The organism is Mucilaginibacter sp. P4_A11, assembly GCF_056402535.1.
In genome coordinates this window covers 58,864-78,628 of the sequence record NZ_JBFUHE010000009.1, presented here as the reverse complement: position 1 = coordinate 78,628, position 19,765 = coordinate 58,864, and the positions used below count along the sequence as shown (strand labels likewise).

17 protein-coding genes are annotated in these 19,765 nt (G+C 43.1%); 5 read left to right on the top strand and 12 right to left on the bottom strand.

The window, feature by feature from the left end:
- Positions 1 to 50 precede the first annotated feature (50 nt).
- The gene (locus AC1DUD_RS18175) at positions 51 to 896 is read right to left on the bottom strand and encodes a dienelactone hydrolase family protein (RefSeq protein ID WP_477376892.1); all 846 of its coding nucleotides are present in this window, start codon (positions 894 to 896) and stop codon (positions 51 to 53) included.
- Positions 897 to 1,109: 213 nt separating this feature from the next.
- Between AC1DUD_RS18175 and AC1DUD_RS18170 the strand changes: the two genes are divergently transcribed.
- On the top strand, positions 1,110 to 2,318 hold the full coding sequence (locus tag AC1DUD_RS18170; RefSeq protein ID WP_477376890.1) for a GAF domain-containing sensor histidine kinase: 1,209 nt from the start codon (positions 1,110 to 1,112) through the stop codon (positions 2,316 to 2,318).
- Positions 2,319 to 2,475: 157 nt separating this feature from the next.
- Here AC1DUD_RS18170 and AC1DUD_RS18165 read toward each other — a convergent pair whose 3' ends face one another.
- Positions 2,476 to 2,865 carry an RNA recognition motif domain-containing protein gene (locus AC1DUD_RS18165; RefSeq protein WP_477376888.1) on the bottom strand — a complete coding sequence of 130 codons (390 nt, stop codon included), beginning with the start codon at positions 2,863 to 2,865 and terminating at the stop codon, positions 2,476 to 2,478.
- Positions 2,866 to 3,176: 311 nt separating this feature from the next.
- On the bottom strand, positions 3,177 to 3,629 hold the full coding sequence (locus tag AC1DUD_RS18160) for a 3-oxoacyl-ACP synthase (RefSeq protein ID WP_477376886.1): 453 nt from the start codon (positions 3,627 to 3,629) through the stop codon (positions 3,177 to 3,179).
- A 219-nt stretch (positions 3,630 to 3,848) separates the two neighbouring features.
- Between AC1DUD_RS18160 and AC1DUD_RS18155 the strand changes: the two genes are divergently transcribed.
- A complete protein-coding gene (locus tag AC1DUD_RS18155) occupies positions 3,849 to 4,460 on the top strand; it encodes a hypothetical protein (RefSeq protein WP_477376884.1) in 612 nt (203 codons plus the stop codon).
- 367 nt (positions 4,461 to 4,827) lie between these two features.
- Here AC1DUD_RS18155 and AC1DUD_RS18150 read toward each other — a convergent pair whose 3' ends face one another.
- Together AC1DUD_RS18150 and AC1DUD_RS18145 are read right to left on the bottom strand one after the other, a co-directional pair.
- On the bottom strand, positions 4,828 to 5,625 hold the full coding sequence (locus AC1DUD_RS18150) for an alpha/beta hydrolase (protein WP_477376882.1): 798 nt from the start codon (positions 5,623 to 5,625) through the stop codon (positions 4,828 to 4,830).
- Between the two features lie 7 nt (positions 5,626 to 5,632).
- The gene (locus AC1DUD_RS18145) at positions 5,633 to 6,751 is read right to left on the bottom strand and encodes a Zn-dependent alcohol dehydrogenase (protein ID WP_477376880.1); all 1,119 of its coding nucleotides are present in this window, start codon (positions 6,749 to 6,751) and stop codon (positions 5,633 to 5,635) included.
- A 311-nt stretch (positions 6,752 to 7,062) separates the two neighbouring features.
- Between AC1DUD_RS18145 and AC1DUD_RS18140 the strand changes: the two genes are divergently transcribed.
- Complete coding sequence (locus tag AC1DUD_RS18140) at positions 7,063 to 8,628, top strand: alpha-amylase family glycosyl hydrolase (RefSeq protein WP_477376878.1); 1,566 nt, start codon at positions 7,063 to 7,065, stop codon at positions 8,626 to 8,628.
- A 119-nt stretch (positions 8,629 to 8,747) separates the two neighbouring features.
- Here the strand turns inward: AC1DUD_RS18140 and AC1DUD_RS18135 are convergent, their stop codons facing one another.
- From AC1DUD_RS18135 to AC1DUD_RS18125, 3 genes are all read right to left on the bottom strand, one after another.
- Positions 8,748 to 9,395 carry a gluconate 2-dehydrogenase subunit 3 family protein gene (locus AC1DUD_RS18135; protein ID WP_477376876.1) on the bottom strand — a complete coding sequence of 216 codons (648 nt, stop codon included), beginning with the start codon at positions 9,393 to 9,395 and terminating at the stop codon, positions 8,748 to 8,750.
- 20 nt (positions 9,396 to 9,415) lie between these two features.
- Positions 9,416 to 11,152, bottom strand: a complete 1,737-nt coding sequence (locus tag AC1DUD_RS18130) for a GMC family oxidoreductase (RefSeq protein ID WP_477376874.1) — start codon at positions 11,150 to 11,152, stop codon at positions 9,416 to 9,418.
- Positions 11,153 to 11,281: 129 nt separating this feature from the next.
- Positions 11,282 to 11,941, bottom strand: a complete 660-nt coding sequence (locus tag AC1DUD_RS18125) for a 3-keto-disaccharide hydrolase (RefSeq protein WP_477376872.1) — start codon at positions 11,939 to 11,941, stop codon at positions 11,282 to 11,284.
- A gap of 1,211 nt (positions 11,942 to 13,152) precedes the next feature.
- On the opposite strand from AC1DUD_RS18125, the gene AC1DUD_RS18120 reads away from it, so the two are divergent.
- A complete protein-coding gene (locus AC1DUD_RS18120; protein WP_477376870.1) occupies positions 13,153 to 14,169 on the top strand; it encodes a hypothetical protein in 1,017 nt (338 codons plus the stop codon).
- Between the two features lie 225 nt (positions 14,170 to 14,394).
- Positions 14,395 to 15,789 carry a histidine--tRNA ligase gene (gene hisS / locus AC1DUD_RS18115; protein ID WP_477376868.1) on the top strand — a complete coding sequence of 465 codons (1,395 nt, stop codon included), beginning with the start codon at positions 14,395 to 14,397 and terminating at the stop codon, positions 15,787 to 15,789.
- Positions 15,790 to 16,036: 247 nt separating this feature from the next.
- Here the strand turns inward: hisS and efp are convergent, their stop codons facing one another.
- The 4 genes from efp to AC1DUD_RS18095 form a co-directional block, all read right to left on the bottom strand.
- Positions 16,037 to 16,600 carry an elongation factor P gene (gene efp, locus AC1DUD_RS18110; RefSeq protein WP_243484433.1) on the bottom strand — a complete coding sequence of 188 codons (564 nt, stop codon included), beginning with the start codon at positions 16,598 to 16,600 and terminating at the stop codon, positions 16,037 to 16,039.
- A 236-nt stretch (positions 16,601 to 16,836) separates the two neighbouring features.
- On the bottom strand, positions 16,837 to 17,457 hold the full coding sequence (locus AC1DUD_RS18105) for an ABC transporter ATP-binding protein (protein WP_477376865.1): 621 nt from the start codon (positions 17,455 to 17,457) through the stop codon (positions 16,837 to 16,839).
- Positions 17,458 to 17,575: 118 nt separating this feature from the next.
- On the bottom strand, positions 17,576 to 18,361 hold the full coding sequence (gene lpxA, locus AC1DUD_RS18100; RefSeq protein WP_090532656.1) for an acyl-ACP--UDP-N-acetylglucosamine O-acyltransferase: 786 nt from the start codon (positions 18,359 to 18,361) through the stop codon (positions 17,576 to 17,578).
- Positions 18,358 to 19,764: a bifunctional UDP-3-O-[3-hydroxymyristoyl] N-acetylglucosamine deacetylase/3-hydroxyacyl-ACP dehydratase gene (locus AC1DUD_RS18095; protein WP_477376862.1), complete on the bottom strand. Its 1,407-nt coding sequence runs from the start codon at positions 19,762 to 19,764 to the stop codon at positions 18,358 to 18,360. The genes lpxA and AC1DUD_RS18095 overlap by 4 nt, the downstream gene beginning before the upstream one ends.
- Position 19,765 lies beyond the last annotated feature (1 nt).

Genomic DNA, 19,765 nt, shown 5'->3' with positions numbered 1-19,765 from the left:
ATGGGGCATGCCAAAGCTTGCCCCATACAACACTACACGGTTAGTTTTGTTTACTTCAATCGTGCTTTTAAAAACACTAATGTATTTGCATATGCATCTTTGGTAGCATCGCTGTTATAAATAGGATTGCTTGGGTTTGCAAAACCATGGTCGGCATCATACTGGTGCAGGTAAACTTTCTTCCCGGCAGCTTTCATGTCAGTATCAAATTTGGCCACCACCTTTGGGTTGATCCACTGGTCTTTATTGGCAAAGTTCCCCAGCACGTCGGCGTTTAGGGCTTTTAGCTTATTAACGTCCTGCTCGGGCATCCCGTAGTACATTACACAAGCCACAGCTTTTTTACCTGCAAGCAAACTGGTTTGCAGGCTCCAGCCGCCGCCAAAGCACCAGCCAATAGTAGCAATATGCGCGTTGGCCCCGGCATAAGCAATGGCCCCGTTTACAATAGCACGCGCCCTGTCGTCATTTACGGCCTGCATAAATTTGCCTGCATCTTCACGGGTGGTTGCCACTTTGCCGTCATAAAGGTCAAGATCGATGATATTAATATTACCCAGGTCATTATATAGCTTTTCCGATTCCTTTTTTACATAATCATTAAGGCCCCACCATTCATGTATCACCAATAAATAATTGTTAGTTGGCTTTTTAGCCTTCATAAAAAAAGCCGACGCCTGTTTTCCGTCGGATGTTTTGTAAGTGATAGCTTCACCAATACTGCTTTGAAAGCGGATAGGCAAAGGATTTTTGTGCGACATTTTAAATTGCGGGTTAGAAGCCAGCATGGCAAACTGTTGCGTTGCCGATGGATTACTACAGCAAACTACTTTGCGTTGAGCAAAGCTTATAGTAGTCAAACCAATAAATAGTGTTAATAGAAGTAGTTTTTTCATGGGTGAAAGTTTTACGTTAATTAAAAGCTGATGTGCATTTTAAAACAAATACGCTGACAACAGAGTTTCAGTTGTCAGGCCAATGTGATTAACCGGCATAAATTTATGATAATGTAACATACAATTACTTAAAATTTAATGCATACGTGCTATTGCCCGTAGAACCTTATCGAGCAATAACACGTATATAATAATTACTAATATATATTTAATATGCCTGTCCCACCAATTCCTGATAACGAAATGGAAAGGCTCTTAAGCCTGTCGGAATTTGACCTCGATTATGCCGAACACAAAGACAGTTTTAAGGACCTGGCCAAGCTGGCGGCCAAAGTTACCGGCACCGAGATCTCGCTTGTAAACCTCATTGACTCTTATACCCAATGGAGTATCAGCGGCCACGGACTGGAAATTGAACAAATGCCCCGCGAGGATTCGGTTTGCCAGTATACTATTGTAAATGGTGAGTACTTTGAGGTGGAAGACCTCCGAAATGACGAACGTTTTAAGGATAAGTTTTATGTTACCGACGAGCCAAAACTCAGATATTATTACGGTATACCGCTCAAAGTAAGCGATGATCATAATATTGGTGCCCTATGTGTACTTGATAAAAACGTTAAGGAGCTTACGCCCGAAAAGGTTGAACTTTTAAAGATCATTGCCGATGAAATAGTGAACCGGTTAAAAGACCTGAAAGTAATTGACAAACTAAAAAATAAGCTTTCAGAAGCCAACGAAACCCAAAAGAAGGTAGCGCATGATATCCGCGGACCATTAAGCGGTATTATAGGTCTCGCCCAACTCATCAGTGAACAGGGAGAAGACAATCAGATAGAAGAGGTGCTTGAATTTATAAACCTGATCCATAAAAGCGGTCGGTCTATCCTGGAGCTTGCAGATGAGATCCTGAGTGCCGACAAAAAAGACCACAAACCCATAGCTAACGGGGCCGAATTTAACTTGCTGATATTTAAAGATAAAATTGAAAGGCTATTTATCCCACAGGCCCGCAACAAAAGTATTTTGCTTACAGTTAAAACCTCGTCCGAATCGGAACAGATCCCGTTTGCCAGAAATAAACTGCTACAAATAACCGGCAACCTGATCTCAAATTCGATAAAGTTTACACCAAAGGGTGGTTTTGTTGAGGTTGACCTAAGCCTGGAAGTAAATGACCACATCAGTATCCTGCAAATCCAGATAAAAGACAATGGAATTGGCATCGACGAAAAAGGCATCGAAAAAATACTGAAAGGAAATTCTACTTCCTCAAACGGAACAACCGGCGAGGCTGGCTTCGGTTTTGGCCTGGCATTGGTAAAACACCTGATTGAAACCCTTAAAGGGTCGATCAACATCTATTCAAAACCGGGTAAGGGTACTACCTTTGAGGTGAGGCTACCACAAAAAATGCAATAATAAAAATCTATCTTTTAGGAAATTTCAGGACATAGAAGTTTGCGTAAGGCAAAATATCCTTAAATAAAAAGTTTTTCGGAAAGGTAGATTTACAGATGCAATATCTAAATTAAAATACCGGGTACTTTGATCCGGTATTTCAATTTAGGTTATATTTTTACCAGCTTTTGCCGCCGCCGCCACGGTTGTCTCTTGAATAGCCGCCGCCACCGCCGCCGCGGTTACCGCCACCACCATAACCACCGCCACCACGGTTACCACCACCACCGTAGCCACCGCCACTGCTCCTGCGATCACCACCTGGTTTTTTCTCTTCTGCCTGGCTTACTGCAATTGATCTTCCTTTAACTTCAGAACCGTTTAGATTGCTTATAGCCTGTTGAGCTGCCTCATCATCTGCCATCTCAATGAATCCGAACCCTTTACTTCTTCCTGATTCCCTGTCAATAATAATTTTTACGGAATTAACCTCACCATAAGCTTCGAAAAGCTGTTTTAAATCGGCTTCCCCTAAAGTAAAAGGAAGACTTCCTACGAATATGTTCATTAATATTTAGTTTTTAATGGGCATGCTTTGTTAATTACCCACGTTTTGTTAACATCAAATATAGTAATAGATATTTGATGATTACAGCATGTTTATGTGAATGAGTGCTTTTATTTTAAAAAAAATTATTTTTTTCGCGTTTTTGGTGAAATAAATGAGAAAAGCCAACACGTTAGTACAAAGGGCAATCCGTTTTGTTTTTAAAATATAGTGTTTTCGTAAAATAAATATATAAAGAATGATTAACCCTTATTTTTTTAATATTAACGTAACAAAAAATTATTTTTCAAAGATAAATCTATCGCAAACCCCTAAACAACCGACTCTATTTTATATAATTTTCCATTCAGCGTAAACTCATCCCCGGCTTTTTTTCCGTTCAGCATATTGCCCACAGGCGATGCCGGCGACACCGCGAAATACGTTTTACCATCATGCATCAAGCTCCCGGCACTGATAGCAAGGTAAAAATTACCGTTATTAGTAACTATCACGCTGCCAGGCTCGGCATTTGCTGATACTCCTGTTGTGCCTATCCGGTTTAAGGCCACCAGCAGTTTGTTGGCTTCATTTAGCTGGGCCATATTGCGGTTGGTTTCCTGCTGCGCCATTTCACGCCCGGTTTCATATTTATCACCCGCACTACTTTTAGTATCATCAGTTGATGCCTTTTGCGCATCGGCAATGGCAAGCTCTATGGCCTCCATAATTTTACGCACATGGTTAACACATAGCTGATGTAATTCTTTCTTCAGATCGTTCATTCGGGATATTAAACAGGCAACTAAAGTAAGCGAAAGATCAATATCTGCCGGGAAGAAAAACAAGCCTCCCAAACGTGTACCACGATTTTGTTTTTGAGGAGATGAAATCGGCAGCAAATGTTGCTTGAGGAGACAGGAATGTTTTCTTACATTTATTTATTTGAACAAAACATTTTAAGCAGCCAGTAATACAACCTCACAACTTTTACGTAAAGCAGTATGGCAATAATAAACTCATTTTTTTTATTAGGAGGGCCAAATAATAGCACGGCTACGGCAAGTGCGTTTGCTCCGGAAGGAACCAAATCTGTTTATGAATTAATAAACGATTTAGATAATATGAATGAATTACCTTTCGGGTTAAAATTATCTAAATTATCAGTAGACAAAGGCGGATTGAAACGAGATGATGATCTAAGCTTATTAGATAAAATTTGGTTAGATTATCTCCCCAATGACTCCGCAACACCTTTGTTTTCAGAAAAACTCAAGGCGACTATAGATAGTAAATTAACAGGCTATGAAGGTGTCGATTGGATTTCAGTAAAGGTAAACGGCAATAATGAACAGAGAATATATTTTTTGTTGAGATTTAAGCAGTCATTAGATGTTTTAGACTTTGAAAAAACAATGTTCATAAAAGGAACAGATAGAATAATTGTACCATGCTTTTTGCATTCAAAAATTAAGAGATATACGATATTCACAAAACCATCTCCCGGCAATTTGTGGAAAATACCATCAGCAATTTATGTAAGTGAGGAATTGAAAAAAATAATACAAAAAGAACAAATGTCGGGTTTGAATTTTGAAAAGGTTAGAGTATCCTAAAAAGCTCTCATTATCGCGAATTTGTAAATTAGTAATGGAAAGTAGAATGCTTTCAACTTGTAGCTTCAATCATCTGTCACCCAGACCCTATGATTGTTTTTGACAAATGCTTCGTTATATATAAAACGGCCCAGGACGAATTAGCTTGTTGTTTGTAAATTTTTCTGCATTTTTTAAAATAAAAGCCCCCTTGCACTCGCTGCTTGGGGGCTTTAAACCTAAACCTTATCACTATTTGCAGGCGTTAACCTACAAAGTAGATAAACGTTGCTAATAGTGATAATGGTATATTCGACTAATCAAAACTGACAAAATAATGATATTCGCACATTATAACCCAACGGTTAGTTTATATTAACGGCCTTAGCTACAGCTTACTGGCAAAAAACTTAAGGGTTGATAAAATATGCTTTCCCCAGTACAACCACTCGTGCCCGCCGGGGTTTTCTTCATAAATATGCGGGATCTTCTCCTTTTCCAGTTTTTTATGCAGGTCGCGGTTGTAATTGATGAGCAGGTCATTATTACCGCAATCAAAACGAACCGGGGGTAACTGATCCCTGTACTTTTTAAATGTTGCAAACACATCTTCATCGGCCACGATGTCCTGAGCATAGGTTTTCAGAGGCTCGCCGGCAAAAAGCTTGATCTGCGGCAGGCTTGTTATGGAGGAAAGGCCTGCAATGGCCTTAAACTTATACCCGTATTTTGCGCCTATCCTTAAAGCGCCAAAGCCCCCCATAGAAAGGCCAGCTATAAACAACGGCGAATTTTGTTTTGCACCGGGAATATTTTCCATTACGGCCATAGGCACATCCTCGGCTATCCATTGTTCAAAGTTAAAGCCGCTATGCGGCAAATAGCCCGAGCCATCGCCCCAAAGCCCGTCAGACGGCATGGCCAGTATCATTCTTGGCAATTCGCTTTTTTGAATAAGCTCATCGGTTTTTAAATGCACGCCTGCGCTCATGGCCCAGCTCCATGCGCTGCCATATACCCCGTGCAGCAATATTACAATGGGCAAAACCTCGCCTTTATTGGCCCCCGGCGGAACGTATACGCAAATATCACCCCTGCCTTTTAAATTGGGGGTTTTTACAGTTATAAACCGTAGCTGATTACTTTCATATTGCGGATTGGAAATTTCTGTTGTCTTAAATGGCATGGGCTTTTTAGTCGAACACGATAACACCTTTAGCGTTTCTGCCTTTCAGCATGTCGTCAAAAGCGTTATCCAGTTCGTTTATAGAATATGTACGTGTAATCATTTCTTCAAGTAATAAGTGCCCGCTGGCGTAGTGCTGTACTATCTCGGGGAAATCAGTTTGCGGGCGGCATTTTCCATAAAGCGGATTGATATAAATTTTATCCCATTCAAAAAGGCGCATATCAATAGTGATATCCTGTTCAATACCACTTACCTGCACTGCCGTGCCGGCATTACGCACCATAGCTAAAGGGGCGGCGCCCAACTCAGGTATCGCGGTACATTCAAAAGCATAATCGGCACCGCGGCCGTCTGTAAGCTTCTTTACTTCTTCGGCTGCTTTGAGCAGGCCGATGTCTTCTTTGGTAGCTAAAATAGTATGGGTTGCACCAAACTTGACAGCCATTTCAAGTCGCGTGGGATTAATATCGATGGCGATGATCTTCCCGGCTCCGGCAACTTTTGCACCCTGTATCACATTAAGGCCAACGCCGCCGGTACCCAGCACCACAGCAGATGAACCCGCCTTTAGTTTAGCGGCGTTTACAACCGATCCATAGCCTGTCATTACGCCGCAACTGATAATACTTGCAGCCGGGAACGACATGGTTTCCGATGTGTTTTTTACCACTGCCGACTCTTTTACCAACGTATATTCGGCAATAGTGCCAATATTGAAAGACCTCAAAATAGGTTCGCCGTTAAGTGTTGTACCCTCAAGATCGGCATGTCCGGGAGTGTAGCCATTGCCGCCGGCTGCAACCGGCGAGGCTACTTCACACAAATGCTGATTGCCCTCAAGGCACTGAAAGCATTTGCCGCAATGCATGGCCCAGTTCAAGATCACCTTATCGCCGGGTAATACACTGCTAACATTTTTCCCAACCGAAATCACAATGCCGGCACCTTCATGCCCTATAATGAGTTGTTTCCCCCAGTTTAGCGAGTCATGATCGGTATGGCAAAGGCCGGCTGCCTTTATTTTCACCAGCACTTCATCATCCTTCGGTTCGTTCACTACGATATCCTGTACAGAAAAGCCCCCCTTACCATTGGCAACAGCGGCCTTACATGTTACTGCCATAATTGAGGTTTATATTGAGTACTTTTCATAGGCCGTTAAAACGGATTTGCATATAATAGCTGTATATAGCTTAACTTTTTTTAGCCGCACTAAAATACGCTTAACTTATACAACAAAAATAGGCCAACACCCCCTTTTAAAACTTTAGCAAATTGTCCAAAAAATGGCTTATCTTATCCCTGGCGGGGCTCTCGTGCCTACAACCAATCCGTTTAAAGCACCAAAGGATAAAATAAGCCATTTTTTCACACTTGTAGTTATTGTTAACTATCAACACTTTACGTTACTTTAACGCTCCAGTTATAACCTCTATGAAACCAAATAAACTCTTTATCCTGGCCTCTTTATCGTTTGGATTAATTTGTTCCGGGGTTAATGCCCAACCCGGCGCGCCGGCCAACAACGAAATTATCTACCACATATTTCAGCGAAGCTTTTATGACAGCAATGGCGATTATCATGGCGACCTGAACGGCATTCGCCAAAAACTTGATTATTTGCAGGAACTTGGTATAACATCCATATTGCTTACCCCGCTTTATGAATCTGCTTTTTACCACAATTATTTCGCCATCGATTTTGAAAAGATCGACCCTAAATATGGCTCTCTTGCCGACTATCTTAAACTGATCAAAGAGCTGCACCGTCGGGGCATGAAATTTTATATGGACATGGAAACCCAGTATGTTACTGAGGATTCCCACTGGTGGAAGGAAGCTTTCGGCAATCCCCAATCGCCGTACAGCGATTATATTTTATGGGATGATAAGGACAACAAAAAGCCATCGACCATAGTATACAACCTCACCGGACTAAAAGGATATGACAGCGTAACGCGTAAAATAACAACTGCTAATCTTAACAGTGAGGCCTCAAAGGCTTATAATTTAAAACTGTTCAGCTACTGGATAGACCCTAACGGCGATGGTAAATTTGATGACGGGGTAGATGGTTTCCGGCTCGATCATATGATGGACGATCTGGATAACAAAGGCCGACTCCCGCATTTATTTGACACTTTCTGGAACCCATTATTGACCAAACTCCGGGCGATTAATCCTAAAATAAATATCGTTGCAGAGCAAGCTAACTGGTTTAGTCTCGGCACCGAATACCTGGAACACGGCGGCGTTGACCGGGTATTCGGTTTGCGGCTTTGTTTTGCTATCCGGTCGTTTGATAAAAAACTGCTTTTGGCCAATGCCGATTCCACGCTGGCTATGCTGCCGCCCGGTAAGCAGCAAGTGGTTTTTATTGAGAATCACGATGTACCCCGGTTCGACTCCGCTGTAAAAGGAGATTTAGCAAAATTGAAAGTGGGCTGTGCTTTTAACCTGCTGATGGGCGGCATCCCCTCTATTTACTACGGCCAGGAATTGGGCATGACCGGCACTTCGGCAAACTTCGGCGCAACTGATGCCAATGAGATCCCCGACAGAGAGGCTTTTGAATGGTACAAAAGCGATACCGGGAAAGGCATGGCCCTATGGTATAAACAAACAGGACCATGGAAAGATCAGTTTAATAATGATAAACCTAATGATGGAATCTCCCTGGAAGAAGAAAAACAGGACCCCAATTCGTTATGGAACTACTACAAGCAGATGATCGCTATCCGCAAAGCAAACCCGGCTTTTGTTGATGGCAGCTACAAAACTATCAGCAATGATAATGACCATGTATTTACGTTTTTAAGGAAGGATGCCGGGCAAACTATACTTGTAGCGATAAATCTATCGGACAAAGAAACGGGGACGACTATTGACACTAACGGAAATTCCGTTGTTATTATAGGCAATGTAAAACCGGTTGTAAAAGAGGGGAAGCTGGCGGTTAATTTGCCTGCGTTGGGGGTAGGGGCATGGGAGTTGAAGTAAAAAATCCGGAAAACGCAAGAATAAAAAACGTCATTGCGAGGCACGAAGCAATCCCAAACTATACAGAGCGGCTCTGCTAATCGGGGATTGCTTCGTACCTCGCAATGACGAGAGGCTTTTTACATCGAAGCGGAAGCTTTTACATTTTCCATACCGTAATGCTTCAAGATATCATCAGGTACACCTGTCCATTTGCCGGGTTGGTTACCAGCGTAGCCAATATCTTTCACACCAATTTCGCTGGTGAAAAAGCCCGATGCGGTAAGGTCACGCATGCGGTTAAAAAAAGCTACACCCTGGGCCATTTCTGGTTTTGCTTTGTTCGGGTAAGCGATCATATCAATTAGCTGGATCTGCTGATCTTTAGTGCAATCTGTAAATGGCTTACCGAAACGGTTAAGGCATTGCAGATCGAGCCAGCGCAAACCACCGCGCATCGGGGTTTGGTGATCTGGCATATCTTTCACTATAAATTCGATAAAATCGGGCACCTTGGCATCAGATGCACTACCCGATTTTTCATCCTTTGGAATAATAATATCAGCCAGTACCGTGATGGTAGCCAACTCGGCAGTGGTAAAAAATTTATCGGCATGAAGCTTTTTATCACGCTCAACCTCAAACGGCTGGCGACCGGTTTCGTCGCCGGCTGCCGGGGCAACTGCTTCTTCTGCGCCTTTTTTAGTATCGGTTTTACAGGCCTCCAGTAATAATCCTGCCGAAAGTGTTCCTAAGCCAAGAGCTTTAAGGGAGTCACGTCTGTTCATAAAATTGTTATGTTAGCTTGTTAAACGTTTAATTTTTTTCTTTCCTGGATGATGTATTCTGCGGTACGCATTGATAATGCCAAAATTGTCCAGGTTGCGTTTTTGTCGCCTTGCTGCACAAATGGAGCCGCATCAACCACGAACAGGTTTTTACAATCATGCGCCTGGCACCATTTATTTAAGGCCGATTTTTTAGGATCGTTACCCATACGGATAGTACCAACCTCGTGGATGATCTTACCAGGAGCCTCTAAACCATAATTGGTTTCAGGGCCTTGCGGACCGCCATATATAGCGCCGCCCATATTGTGCATGATCTCCTGGAAGGTTTCCTGCATGTGCTTAGCCTGTTTAATTTCATCAGGAGCCCATTTGTAGTGGAAACGCAATACAGGGATCCCGTATTTATCGACTACGTTAGGATCAATTTCGCAATAGTTATCATAGCGGGCAATAGCAGTACCACGGCCGGCCATACCAAACTGGGTACCATAAAAACGACGGTAGTCATCTTTTAATGATGCACCGTAACCACCGGCTTCTTTCATTTTACCATCACGACCCGGCACTACGCCGTTCATATTCTGGATGCCGCCGCTGAAACCGTAAGATGGCATGTGTAAACCACCGCCATATTCAATGTGGTAACCACGCGGGAAGTCAAGTTTTTTATTATCCAGCCACCATGGTGAGTAAATATGCACACTGCCTACGCCGTCTTCATTGTAACGCTTGCGGTCCATCAACTCCGGAAGGAAACCACCCGCACTTGAGCCGGTTGAGTCATGCAGATAACGACCAACAACACCACTGCTGTTAGCCAAACCGCCCGGATGCTGAGCAGATTTTGAGTTAAGCAGGATCCTGGCTGATTCGCCGGCACTCGCACCAAGAATAACTGTTTTGGCATTTACCTGGTATTCTTGTAGGTCCTCTTTATTAACGTATGATACACCGACAGCCAAGCCTTCGGCATTCGTGATTACCTCGCGTACCATGGCGTTGGTGATCACTTTTAAGTTACCCGTTTTAAGAGCAGGGATCACCAAACATGATGAAGCGGAGAAATCGCCGTACACTTTACAGCTACGACCGCACTGCCCGCAGAAGAAACAAGCGCCACGGTCTTTATTACCAGGTAAAGCTTCTGTTAATACAGACCCACGACCCGGAATGATTTTTACACCTGCTTTTTGAGCGCCTTTTACTATGTACAGCTCATTAAGCCTTGGTTTTGGCGGAGGCAGGAAGATGCCATCCGGCTCATTCTCCAAACCTTCTTTGGTACCATATACACCAATCATACGGTCAACCTTGTCATAGTAAGGTTTTACATCATCATAGGTGATTGGCCAATCGTCGGTAAGGCCATCTTTGGCCTGGAAATCACGCGGGCCCATCCTTAAGGAGATTCTTCCCCAGTGATTGGTACGGCCGCCCAGCATACGCGAGCGGAACCAGAAAAACTCGGTTTTGTCTTTTGTGGTGTAAGGTTCGCCGTCAATTTCCCAACCGCCAAAAGCAGCATCAAAATCGCCGAAAGGGCGGGTTGTACCGGCGCCACGGCGCGGCGATTCCCACGGCCATTTTAATTGTTGTGAATCTTTAGCAGGGTCAAAGTAAGCACCGGCTTCAAGCATTAAAACTTTTATACCGGCGTTGGCCAAAACGTAACCGGCCATACCCCCGCCGGCACCCGAACCAACAATCACCACGTCATAGGTGGCTGATGATTTTTTAATTTGCAGATCGCTCATATTATATCAAAGTATCCTTCTTTCTTATACGGAGAGGAAATTATACATGCCAGCGCATGTAAACACAATTTAAGTTAAGGTATAAATATATGAACAGGGCGCTATATCCGCACCCTGTTCATAAAAATATTAAAGCTCTTTAATGCTGATGTTGCGGAAGCTAACCAGGTGACCGTGATCCTGCAAAGCAATGTGGCCTTTAGGATAAGCAGCAAAACCTTTCCAAGTCTTAAACTTACTGTCATTTAACAGTTGATTCCATTCATCGCTACCTATTTTTACTTCAACAATTTTAGTTCCGTTAAGCCAAAAGGTAAGCTGGCCATCTTTTTTACGCAATTTAACTTTGTTCCATTCGCCGGCCGGTTTAGCCACATCTTTTGACGGGGCTTTCATATCGTATAATGAACCCGCAAGGTGATTGGCTTTTTTGTTGTCGCTTGCGTCTTTATTATCAAGCACCTGCATTTCCAACCCGGTCAAATAGGTTTGGCTAAATTCAGGGTCTTCGTGCACACCGAAAATGATACCGCTGTTCCCTTCCTTGCTAATGTTCCACTCAATATTAAGTTCGTAGTTTTCGTATTCCCCATCGGTAACCAAATCGCCGTGACCTTCGGCTTTCGGGTCGAGTTGTAAGGTGCCGTCAACAACTTTCCAGCCTACAACATCTTTTTTAAGATAAGTGTGCCAGCCTGTGGTGGTTTTGCCGTCGAACAGTTTAGTTTGTGCCGATACCGACAGGCAAAAGGCAGGGATGGCCATCAGGCCAAGCATGATCTTTTTCATAAAGTTATAATTGTTTTTATAGTAGCGGAACCGCCATTTAAATAGCTTTGGTTGGTTGAGGCAGCTCCTGTTGGTTTCATTGTTTTGCTTTGTACAAGGTATGTGACTTAAATAATATAAAACTGTTTAAGTGCCCTGTTTTGATAAAACGTTTTAATTACAAATTAAGCGAACATTTTTTTAGGTTGGGCTAAATATATTGGCTTTTTTTTAATGCTAAAACGATTATCGCAAAAATAAAGTATAAGCCCGTCAAAACCGAGGTAAAAGCTTGGTTACAATGGATAAATTACGGTAGATGGACAACGCCGCCATGGCATCTGATTGTAACAAATGCGGTGTCCCAATCTTTTGATTCTCCATAAAAAAGCGAAAAACCGCCTACCGTTATTTTTTAAAGAACCCGTAATGTTCCATTTTTTGAGAGTGAAACAGCGAAACACCTTTTTTATGAAACACACTGATAATCAAACGTTTAAAACACAGCGTGAAACATCTTTAAATAATTGATTATCAATAAATAAAACTTAAAGGGATAGTTAAAAAGTGTTTCACACGCAGGTCTGAAAAACCGTATTTATTTTAGTTGTTTTTATGGGTTTTTTAAGTTTTTCCAAATTAACGGAATGAATAGTACTAAGTACTGACAAAATAGCACCACCATAATTCCGGATTGAAATGCGTTATTTTGCCCCTTGGGGCAAAATAAGCCTACGTTTAACAAAACACTGTTGACAATCCTCAAGAAGTCACGAGTACCCGGCCCTGCAAACCAACGCTGCATACTCGCGCCAGTTGATGCCGGTTGAGTATTTAAAAATCGCAGTAAGAAATTTTCACACGAATTGATTTTTCCATGTACCACAATTAATCGAATTACACGAATTTCAAATTTATGCAATTGAAAAATTCGTGTAATTAGATTAATTCGAAAAAATTAGTGTAAAAATTTCTTATTCATTCGCGCCACAGAACCAGCCAACAAACGCTTATAATTTCCGGCTAATGTCACAAGATGCCGATTACCGATACATTTACTTAATGCTGACATATGCCCGATTGCGAAAAAACTTATAATAAGTAATATTGCGCCGTTATAATTAACCGTACGTTAACACATATGGTTAGCTATAATTAACTACAACCCAGACATTATCGGTAAAATAATACTTACTACATTGATCAATTTTTATTTTTCAGAGCCGGCTTTTATGAAGTCCGGCTTGACTTCGCGTTTCAAGTTCACGTTTGCATTAAAAGCAATTTGTGCCTTGTTTATTTTTATTGCTGCCGATAATTTAAAAGCGGCCGCAATTAGCCATACCACAGCTCCGGCAGATACACTGGCCGATAGCGCGCTGATGAAAAAGCGCCTCATTAACCAGGCTTTCGATCATATTTATGAGCAAAACCTGCGGGTATCAGAAGGAGGGAACGACTACTTTAACAAAGTAAAAACTCAGCTTACTGCCGATCTTGCACCTAACTTTATTTTGTTCAGTACACCCAAATCGCGCTTCTTTTTCGTGTTTACCGCGAGGGTGAAGATCCGCTTGCTGGCCTCACAAGGGGCACCTGTAAAATCGCCGAGCTTTATGCCGGGCGGTACGCTGTACTTCAGGGTAAATGAGGACACTTACAATCCCAAGTTCTTCTCGTTCGGTTACTCACACCACTCAAACGGGGTACGCGGACCATCACTTAATCCCGATGGCAGCTTTAACCGCGACAGCGGCAAGTTTACTACTAACTTTTATACTTTAACTTATTACAGCGGTAAACGCTTTGATAAAAAAGACCTGATCATAAACCGCTACGATAACCTGGGCTTAGAAGTTCACGCCGGCTTGTTTAATCTTGGTTTATCTGAGGGTTTAAAAGATCATTATGGCTTTATTCGTATTAACGGCAGCCGCATGTATAACTTTGCCAAAGCCTACGAGGATCCAACCGACAAGAGCAAAAAAGTATATCAAAACTGGCAGCGCATCCGGTTCGACTTTACTTACATTGCCGATAAGTACGATAATTATTCTTCCTTTAACTTTAAGAAACGTTTAAACGTAAGCCTGAAATACTATTACCAGTTTCCGTTTATGCCCGATGCAGCCCTCATGGTTGGCGGAGGCTACCGCGGACAGGACGACTATAACCAGTTTTTTGAAGATAGCTATGGTTATGTTACGGTTGGCTTTGCCAGTAGCTTGAGCTTTCACACGCATAAGTAGTAGTAACAAACACACAACTCTCAAATCGTCATTGCGAGGCACGAAGCAATCCCAAACTTTACAGGGAGACTTGCATAGCCGCTCTGCAAATCGGGGATTGCTTAGTGCCTCGCAATGACGGGAGGGAGATAAATCGCTGCCGCAAGCCTCCCGGCTTGTGGCCCGCATGCTTAGTAACCGACACGACAATCTACCGCATAACCCTCTTTTTTGTACATTTGCCGCATGGCATCCATTAAACCATCTGTACCCAAAGGCACCCGCGATTTTTCACCGGCCGAAATGGTGAAACGCAATTATATTTTCGATACCATTAAATCCGTTTTCCGTAAGTACGGCTATCAGCAGATAGAAACACCGACAATGGAAAACTCATCAACCCTAATGGGAAAATATGGCGAAGAAGGGGATAAGCTGATATTTAAAGTACTTAACAGTGGCGACTATCTTGCTAAAGTTGACGAACAAAAACTTGTTGAGCGCAACTCCAATTCAGTAGCCGCAGCCATCTCCGAAAAAGCCCTCCGCTACGATCTTACCGTGCCCTTCGCACGTTATGTAGTACAACACCAAAACGAGATCACTTTTCCGTTCAAGCGTTTCCAGGTGCAGCCGGTTTGGCGTGCCGACAGGCCACAGCGTGGCCGTTACCGCGAGTTTTACCAATGCGATGCGGATGTTGTCGGTTCCGATTCCTTGCTGAACGAGGCTGAATTTATCATGATCTACGATGAGGCTTTAACCAAACTTGGGTTGAAAGATTTCAGCATAAAAATCAATAATAGAAAAATACTATCTGGAATAGCGCAAGTTATAGACAAAGCTGATAACATCATTGATTTAACTGTAGCCATCGACAAACTGGATAAAATAGGCCTTGATGGCGTAATCAAAGAGTTGATTGAAAAAGGCTTTACCGATGCTGATATCGACAAATTAAAACCGGTGATCCTGCTTGAAGGCAACAATACCGAAAAACTGGCGAGCCTTCGCGAAGCATTAGCTCAATCAGAGATCGGCTTAAAGGGCTGCGATGAAATAGAAACCGTTTTTGGTTATATAGAACGCTGTCCGCTGCAAACCGCCAAGCTTGAACTGGATATTACCCTTGCCCGCGGATTGAACTATTACACCGGCGCAATCTTCGAAGTAAAAACCAACGAGGTAAATATGGGTAGCATCGGAGGCGGTGGCAGATATGATGACTTAACCGGAATGTTCGGATTAAAAGGCCTTACCGGCGCGGGAATCTCCTTCGGTGCCGACAGGATCTATGACGTACTGGAAGAGCTGAACCTATTCCCGGCCGGCAGCAATCAAACCACACAGGTACTTATATGCAATTTCGATAAAGAAGGCGAACTTTATAGTTTGTCTCTATTACAGCAGCTTCGCCGCAACAATATCAACACCGAGCTTTATCCAGCCGGGGCAAAAATCAAAAAGCAAATGGACTACGCCAACAATAAAAACATTCCGTACGTGGTAGTTATCGGCGGCGATGAGATACAAACCGGCTTATTGACCTTTAAGGATATGACCAGCGGTGTACAGGAGAAATTGACTGCAGATGAGATTGTGGGGAAACTGAACCGGGATTTGGGTGGATTAGAGGATTAACCGGATTTTACTTAGCGGGCCTCTCTGGTTATTTCCTTTAGTTTATTTATAAATTATGGTCATGCTGAACTTGTTTCAACACCTCACTCGCTAAGCCGCCATGCTTAGCAACTCGCATATCTATCCTGTGGGGTGCTGAAACAAGTTCAGCATGACGGGTGGATAAATGAGAGAAGGGGATTCGCAATGCGAATCCCCTTCTCTTTTTATAAAATACCTTCACTCCCCCTTTAGGAGGCCGGAGGGCTTACCCTTTTACACGCTCAACGTATGCGCCGGTAGCTGTATCAACTTTAACTTTATCGCCAATGTTGATGAACAACGGTACGCGGATCTCTGCACCTGTTTCAACAGTAGCACTTTTAAGGGCACCGCTTGAAGTATCGCCTTTAACAGCTGGCTCCGTGTAAGTAATTTCCAGCTCGGCAGAGCCTGGGATAGTACCCATGATAGGCTCTTCGCTTTCAAAGGCAACAATTACGTTCATGCCTTCTTTCAAAAATTTAACTGCGGGGCCAAATAATGCCTTTGGTACGTTATGCTGATCGTATGTGGTGTTGTCCATTACTACTAATGAATCACCTTCGTCATACAGGTATTGATAATCGTTAGTTTCAACGCGGGCTATGTCAACCTCTTCATCTGTACGGAAACGGTATTCAACCAGTTTACCTGATTTAACGTTGCGCATACGGGCCTGGTAAAACGCGCGTAAGTTGCCCGGGGTACGGTGTAAAAACTCTTCAACCTGAACTAATTCGCCGTTGAAGCGAAGTACATTTCCATTTTTAACATCTGATGCCTTAGCCATAAAATAATATTGAGGCGCAAACTTAGTTACTTAAGTGCAAAGAAACAAGTAGTTAGTTTTTTAGTGAGTGGTTGATTGGGTGGGTGGAGAGTGGTTGAATAGTTCAATATTCAATGACTGCCAGCTACCCAGCTGAGAAGTTTAAGAAATTCCTCAATCGAAAGATTCTGAATCAGACATGCAAACCACTCTCTCAATCAACCTAATCAACCACTCACCAGCACAACAACCACTCACTAAACCTTATAATCCACAATACTCAGCCTGTGATTACAAAAACCGTACTCGTGTTCCTGGTTGGAGCATACTATGGTTAGGCGACCTGCCGCGAATTGCTGCACGAGGCTTAGGTACCAGTTAACACCCTGGGTATCCAGGTTGGAGGTTGGCTCATCAAGCATGAGCAAAGGGGTATCGGCACAAAAAGCAAGGGCCAGCTTAAGGCGCTGTTTCATGCCCGACGAAAAGTATTTGATAAGCTTATTGGCGCTTTTAGGCAGATTGAGCAAATCGATTAACTGGGCTTTATCCATGCCCGGCTTAAAGCTTTTGAATTTAAAGTGAAAATCGATCATCTCACTCATGGTAAACTCTTCTATCAGCTCAAGATAGGGTGCGGCAAGACTTAAGTGGGTAAAAACTGTTTCTATCTCAACCGGCTTTCCATCGTTAACAAATTCAATTTTACCGGACGAAGGAGAGAGACTGCCATTTAAAACCTGTAGCAAGGTTGATTTCCCGGAACCGTTAGGACCAAGAATGGCATATGATTCGCCGGAAGTAAAGGTATAATCCACCCCTTTGAAAATCCAGTCGCGGTTAAAGCGGCGGCCGATGTTTTGGAGGGTGATGATCATAATATTGTCTGAATCAGAATTTTCAGAATGGAAGAATCAACAGAATAGTAAGGCAAATAATCAGGATTTACAGGATTCTGAAAATTCTAAAATCCTGTAAATTCTGATTCGGACAAATTTAGGTATTCCCAAAGCCTTTCATGATACCTCTTTGCGAGTTTTGCAGGAAGTTGATGATCTCATCGCGTTCCACGCTTGGGGTAAACTCGGCTTCGATGATATCAAGTGCTTTGGTTACGTTATATTTTTTAAGGAAGATGATCCGGTAAATCTCCTGGATCTCGGCTATGGTAGCGGCCGAGAAGCCCCTGCGGCGCAAACCTACAGAGTTAATACCTACATAGGATAACGGCTCCCTGCCAGCTTTGGTAAACGGAGGAACGTCTTTACGGACCAATGAACCACCAGAGATCATACTGTGTGCACCAATCTCAACAAACTGGTGTACGGCAGATGAACCGCCAATGAAAGCGTAATCATAAACTGTAATATGACCAGCCAGCTGAACAGCATTCGCAACAATCACGTTGTCGCCTATAACGCAATCATGCGCTACGTGCACATAGGCCATCAATAAACAGTTACTGCCAATGGTAGTGGTATTTTTATCAAGCGCTGTACCACGGTTAAGGGTAACACACTCGCGTATGGTAGTGTTATCGCCTATGGTTACCGTGCTTTGCTCGCCTTTGTATTTCAAATCCTGCGGCGGGGCAGATACTACCGCACCGGGGAAGATCCGGCAGTTTTTACCTATGCGGGCGCCATCCATAATTACGGAGTTGGAACCGATCCAGGTACCTTCGCCAATTTCAACATCCTTGTGAATGGTAACGAAAGGTTCAATTACCACATTGTCGGCAATTTTTGCCTGTGGATGTATGTATGCTAATGGCTGGATCATGCTTCAGATTCTTTTACTTTTACAATTTGAGCCATCAGTTCGGCTTCAACAACAACGCGGTCGCCTACCATCCCCACGCCTTTCATGGTAGCTATACCACGGCGGATAGGGGCCATAAGGTCACAAATATAAATGATAGTATCGCCCGGAACTACTTTGCTTTTAAAACGGGCATTCTCAATTTTCAGGAACAGGGTAAGGTAGTTTTGCGGATCGGGAACAGTGTTTAACACCAGGATACCTCCTGTTTGCACCATGCCTTCAATTTGCAATACACCGGGAAATATTGGAGCTCCCGGGAAATGGCCTTTAAAAAACTCCTCGTTAATGGTTACGTTTTTGCAACCTACAACGTGGCTTTTGGTAAGCTCCAGGATCTTATCAATCATCAGGAAAGGCTGACGGTGGGGCAGCATCCCCATAATATCAACCGTATCAAAAAGCGGCTTGGCGTTAAGGTCATACGTTTTTACCTGCTTACGGCTTTTTTCTTTTTTAATTAACGCCTTGATCTTTTTAGCAAAAGCAACGTTAGCGGCATGGCCCGGCCTTGCAGCCATGATATGCCCTTTAAGCGGCACACCAACCAGCGCTAAATCGCCTATCATGTCCAGCAGCTTGTGGCGTGCAGGCTCATTTTGATGGCGAAGCTCAATGTTATTTAAAATACCCTGCGGTGCAACGCTGATATCCTTACGGTTAAACAACTTGGCGAGGTGATTAAGTTCTTCTTCATCAACATCCTTATCAACAACCACGATAGCATTGTTCAAATCGCCGCCTTTTATAAGGTCATGTTTTAACAGCATTTCAAGCTCATGCAAAAAGCAGAAGGTACGGCATGAGGCTATTTCCTTTTTGAACTCGCCAATGGTTGAGATACTGGCGTGCTGACTTCCTAATACCTGCGAGTTATAATCAACCATACAGGTAAAACGATAATCGTCTAACGGCATAGCCACCATTTCCACTTTACGGTCAGGTTCAGAATAGTGGATATTATAAGGGATGTGATAGTATTCGCGATCGGCATCCTGCTCAATAAGGCCTGTTTCGGTTATTACGTCAACAAACTGGATCGAGCTGCCATCCATAATTGGCGTTTCCGGACCATCAAGATCAATCAGCACATTATCAATTTCAAGCCCAACTAAAGCGGCCAGCACGTGTTCAACAGTATTTACAGTAGCACCGTTCTGGCTGATAGATGTTCCGCGCGAAGTATCGGTTACATTGTCAACATCGGCATCAATAATTGGCGCACCGGGAATATCAACCCTCCTGAATTTATAACCATGGTTTTCAGGGGCAGGATTAAAGGTCATTGTAACGCTTTGTCCGGTGTGCAAGCCTGTTCCTGATACCGAAACCGGCGCTTTAATAGTTCTTTGTTTAACGTTCATA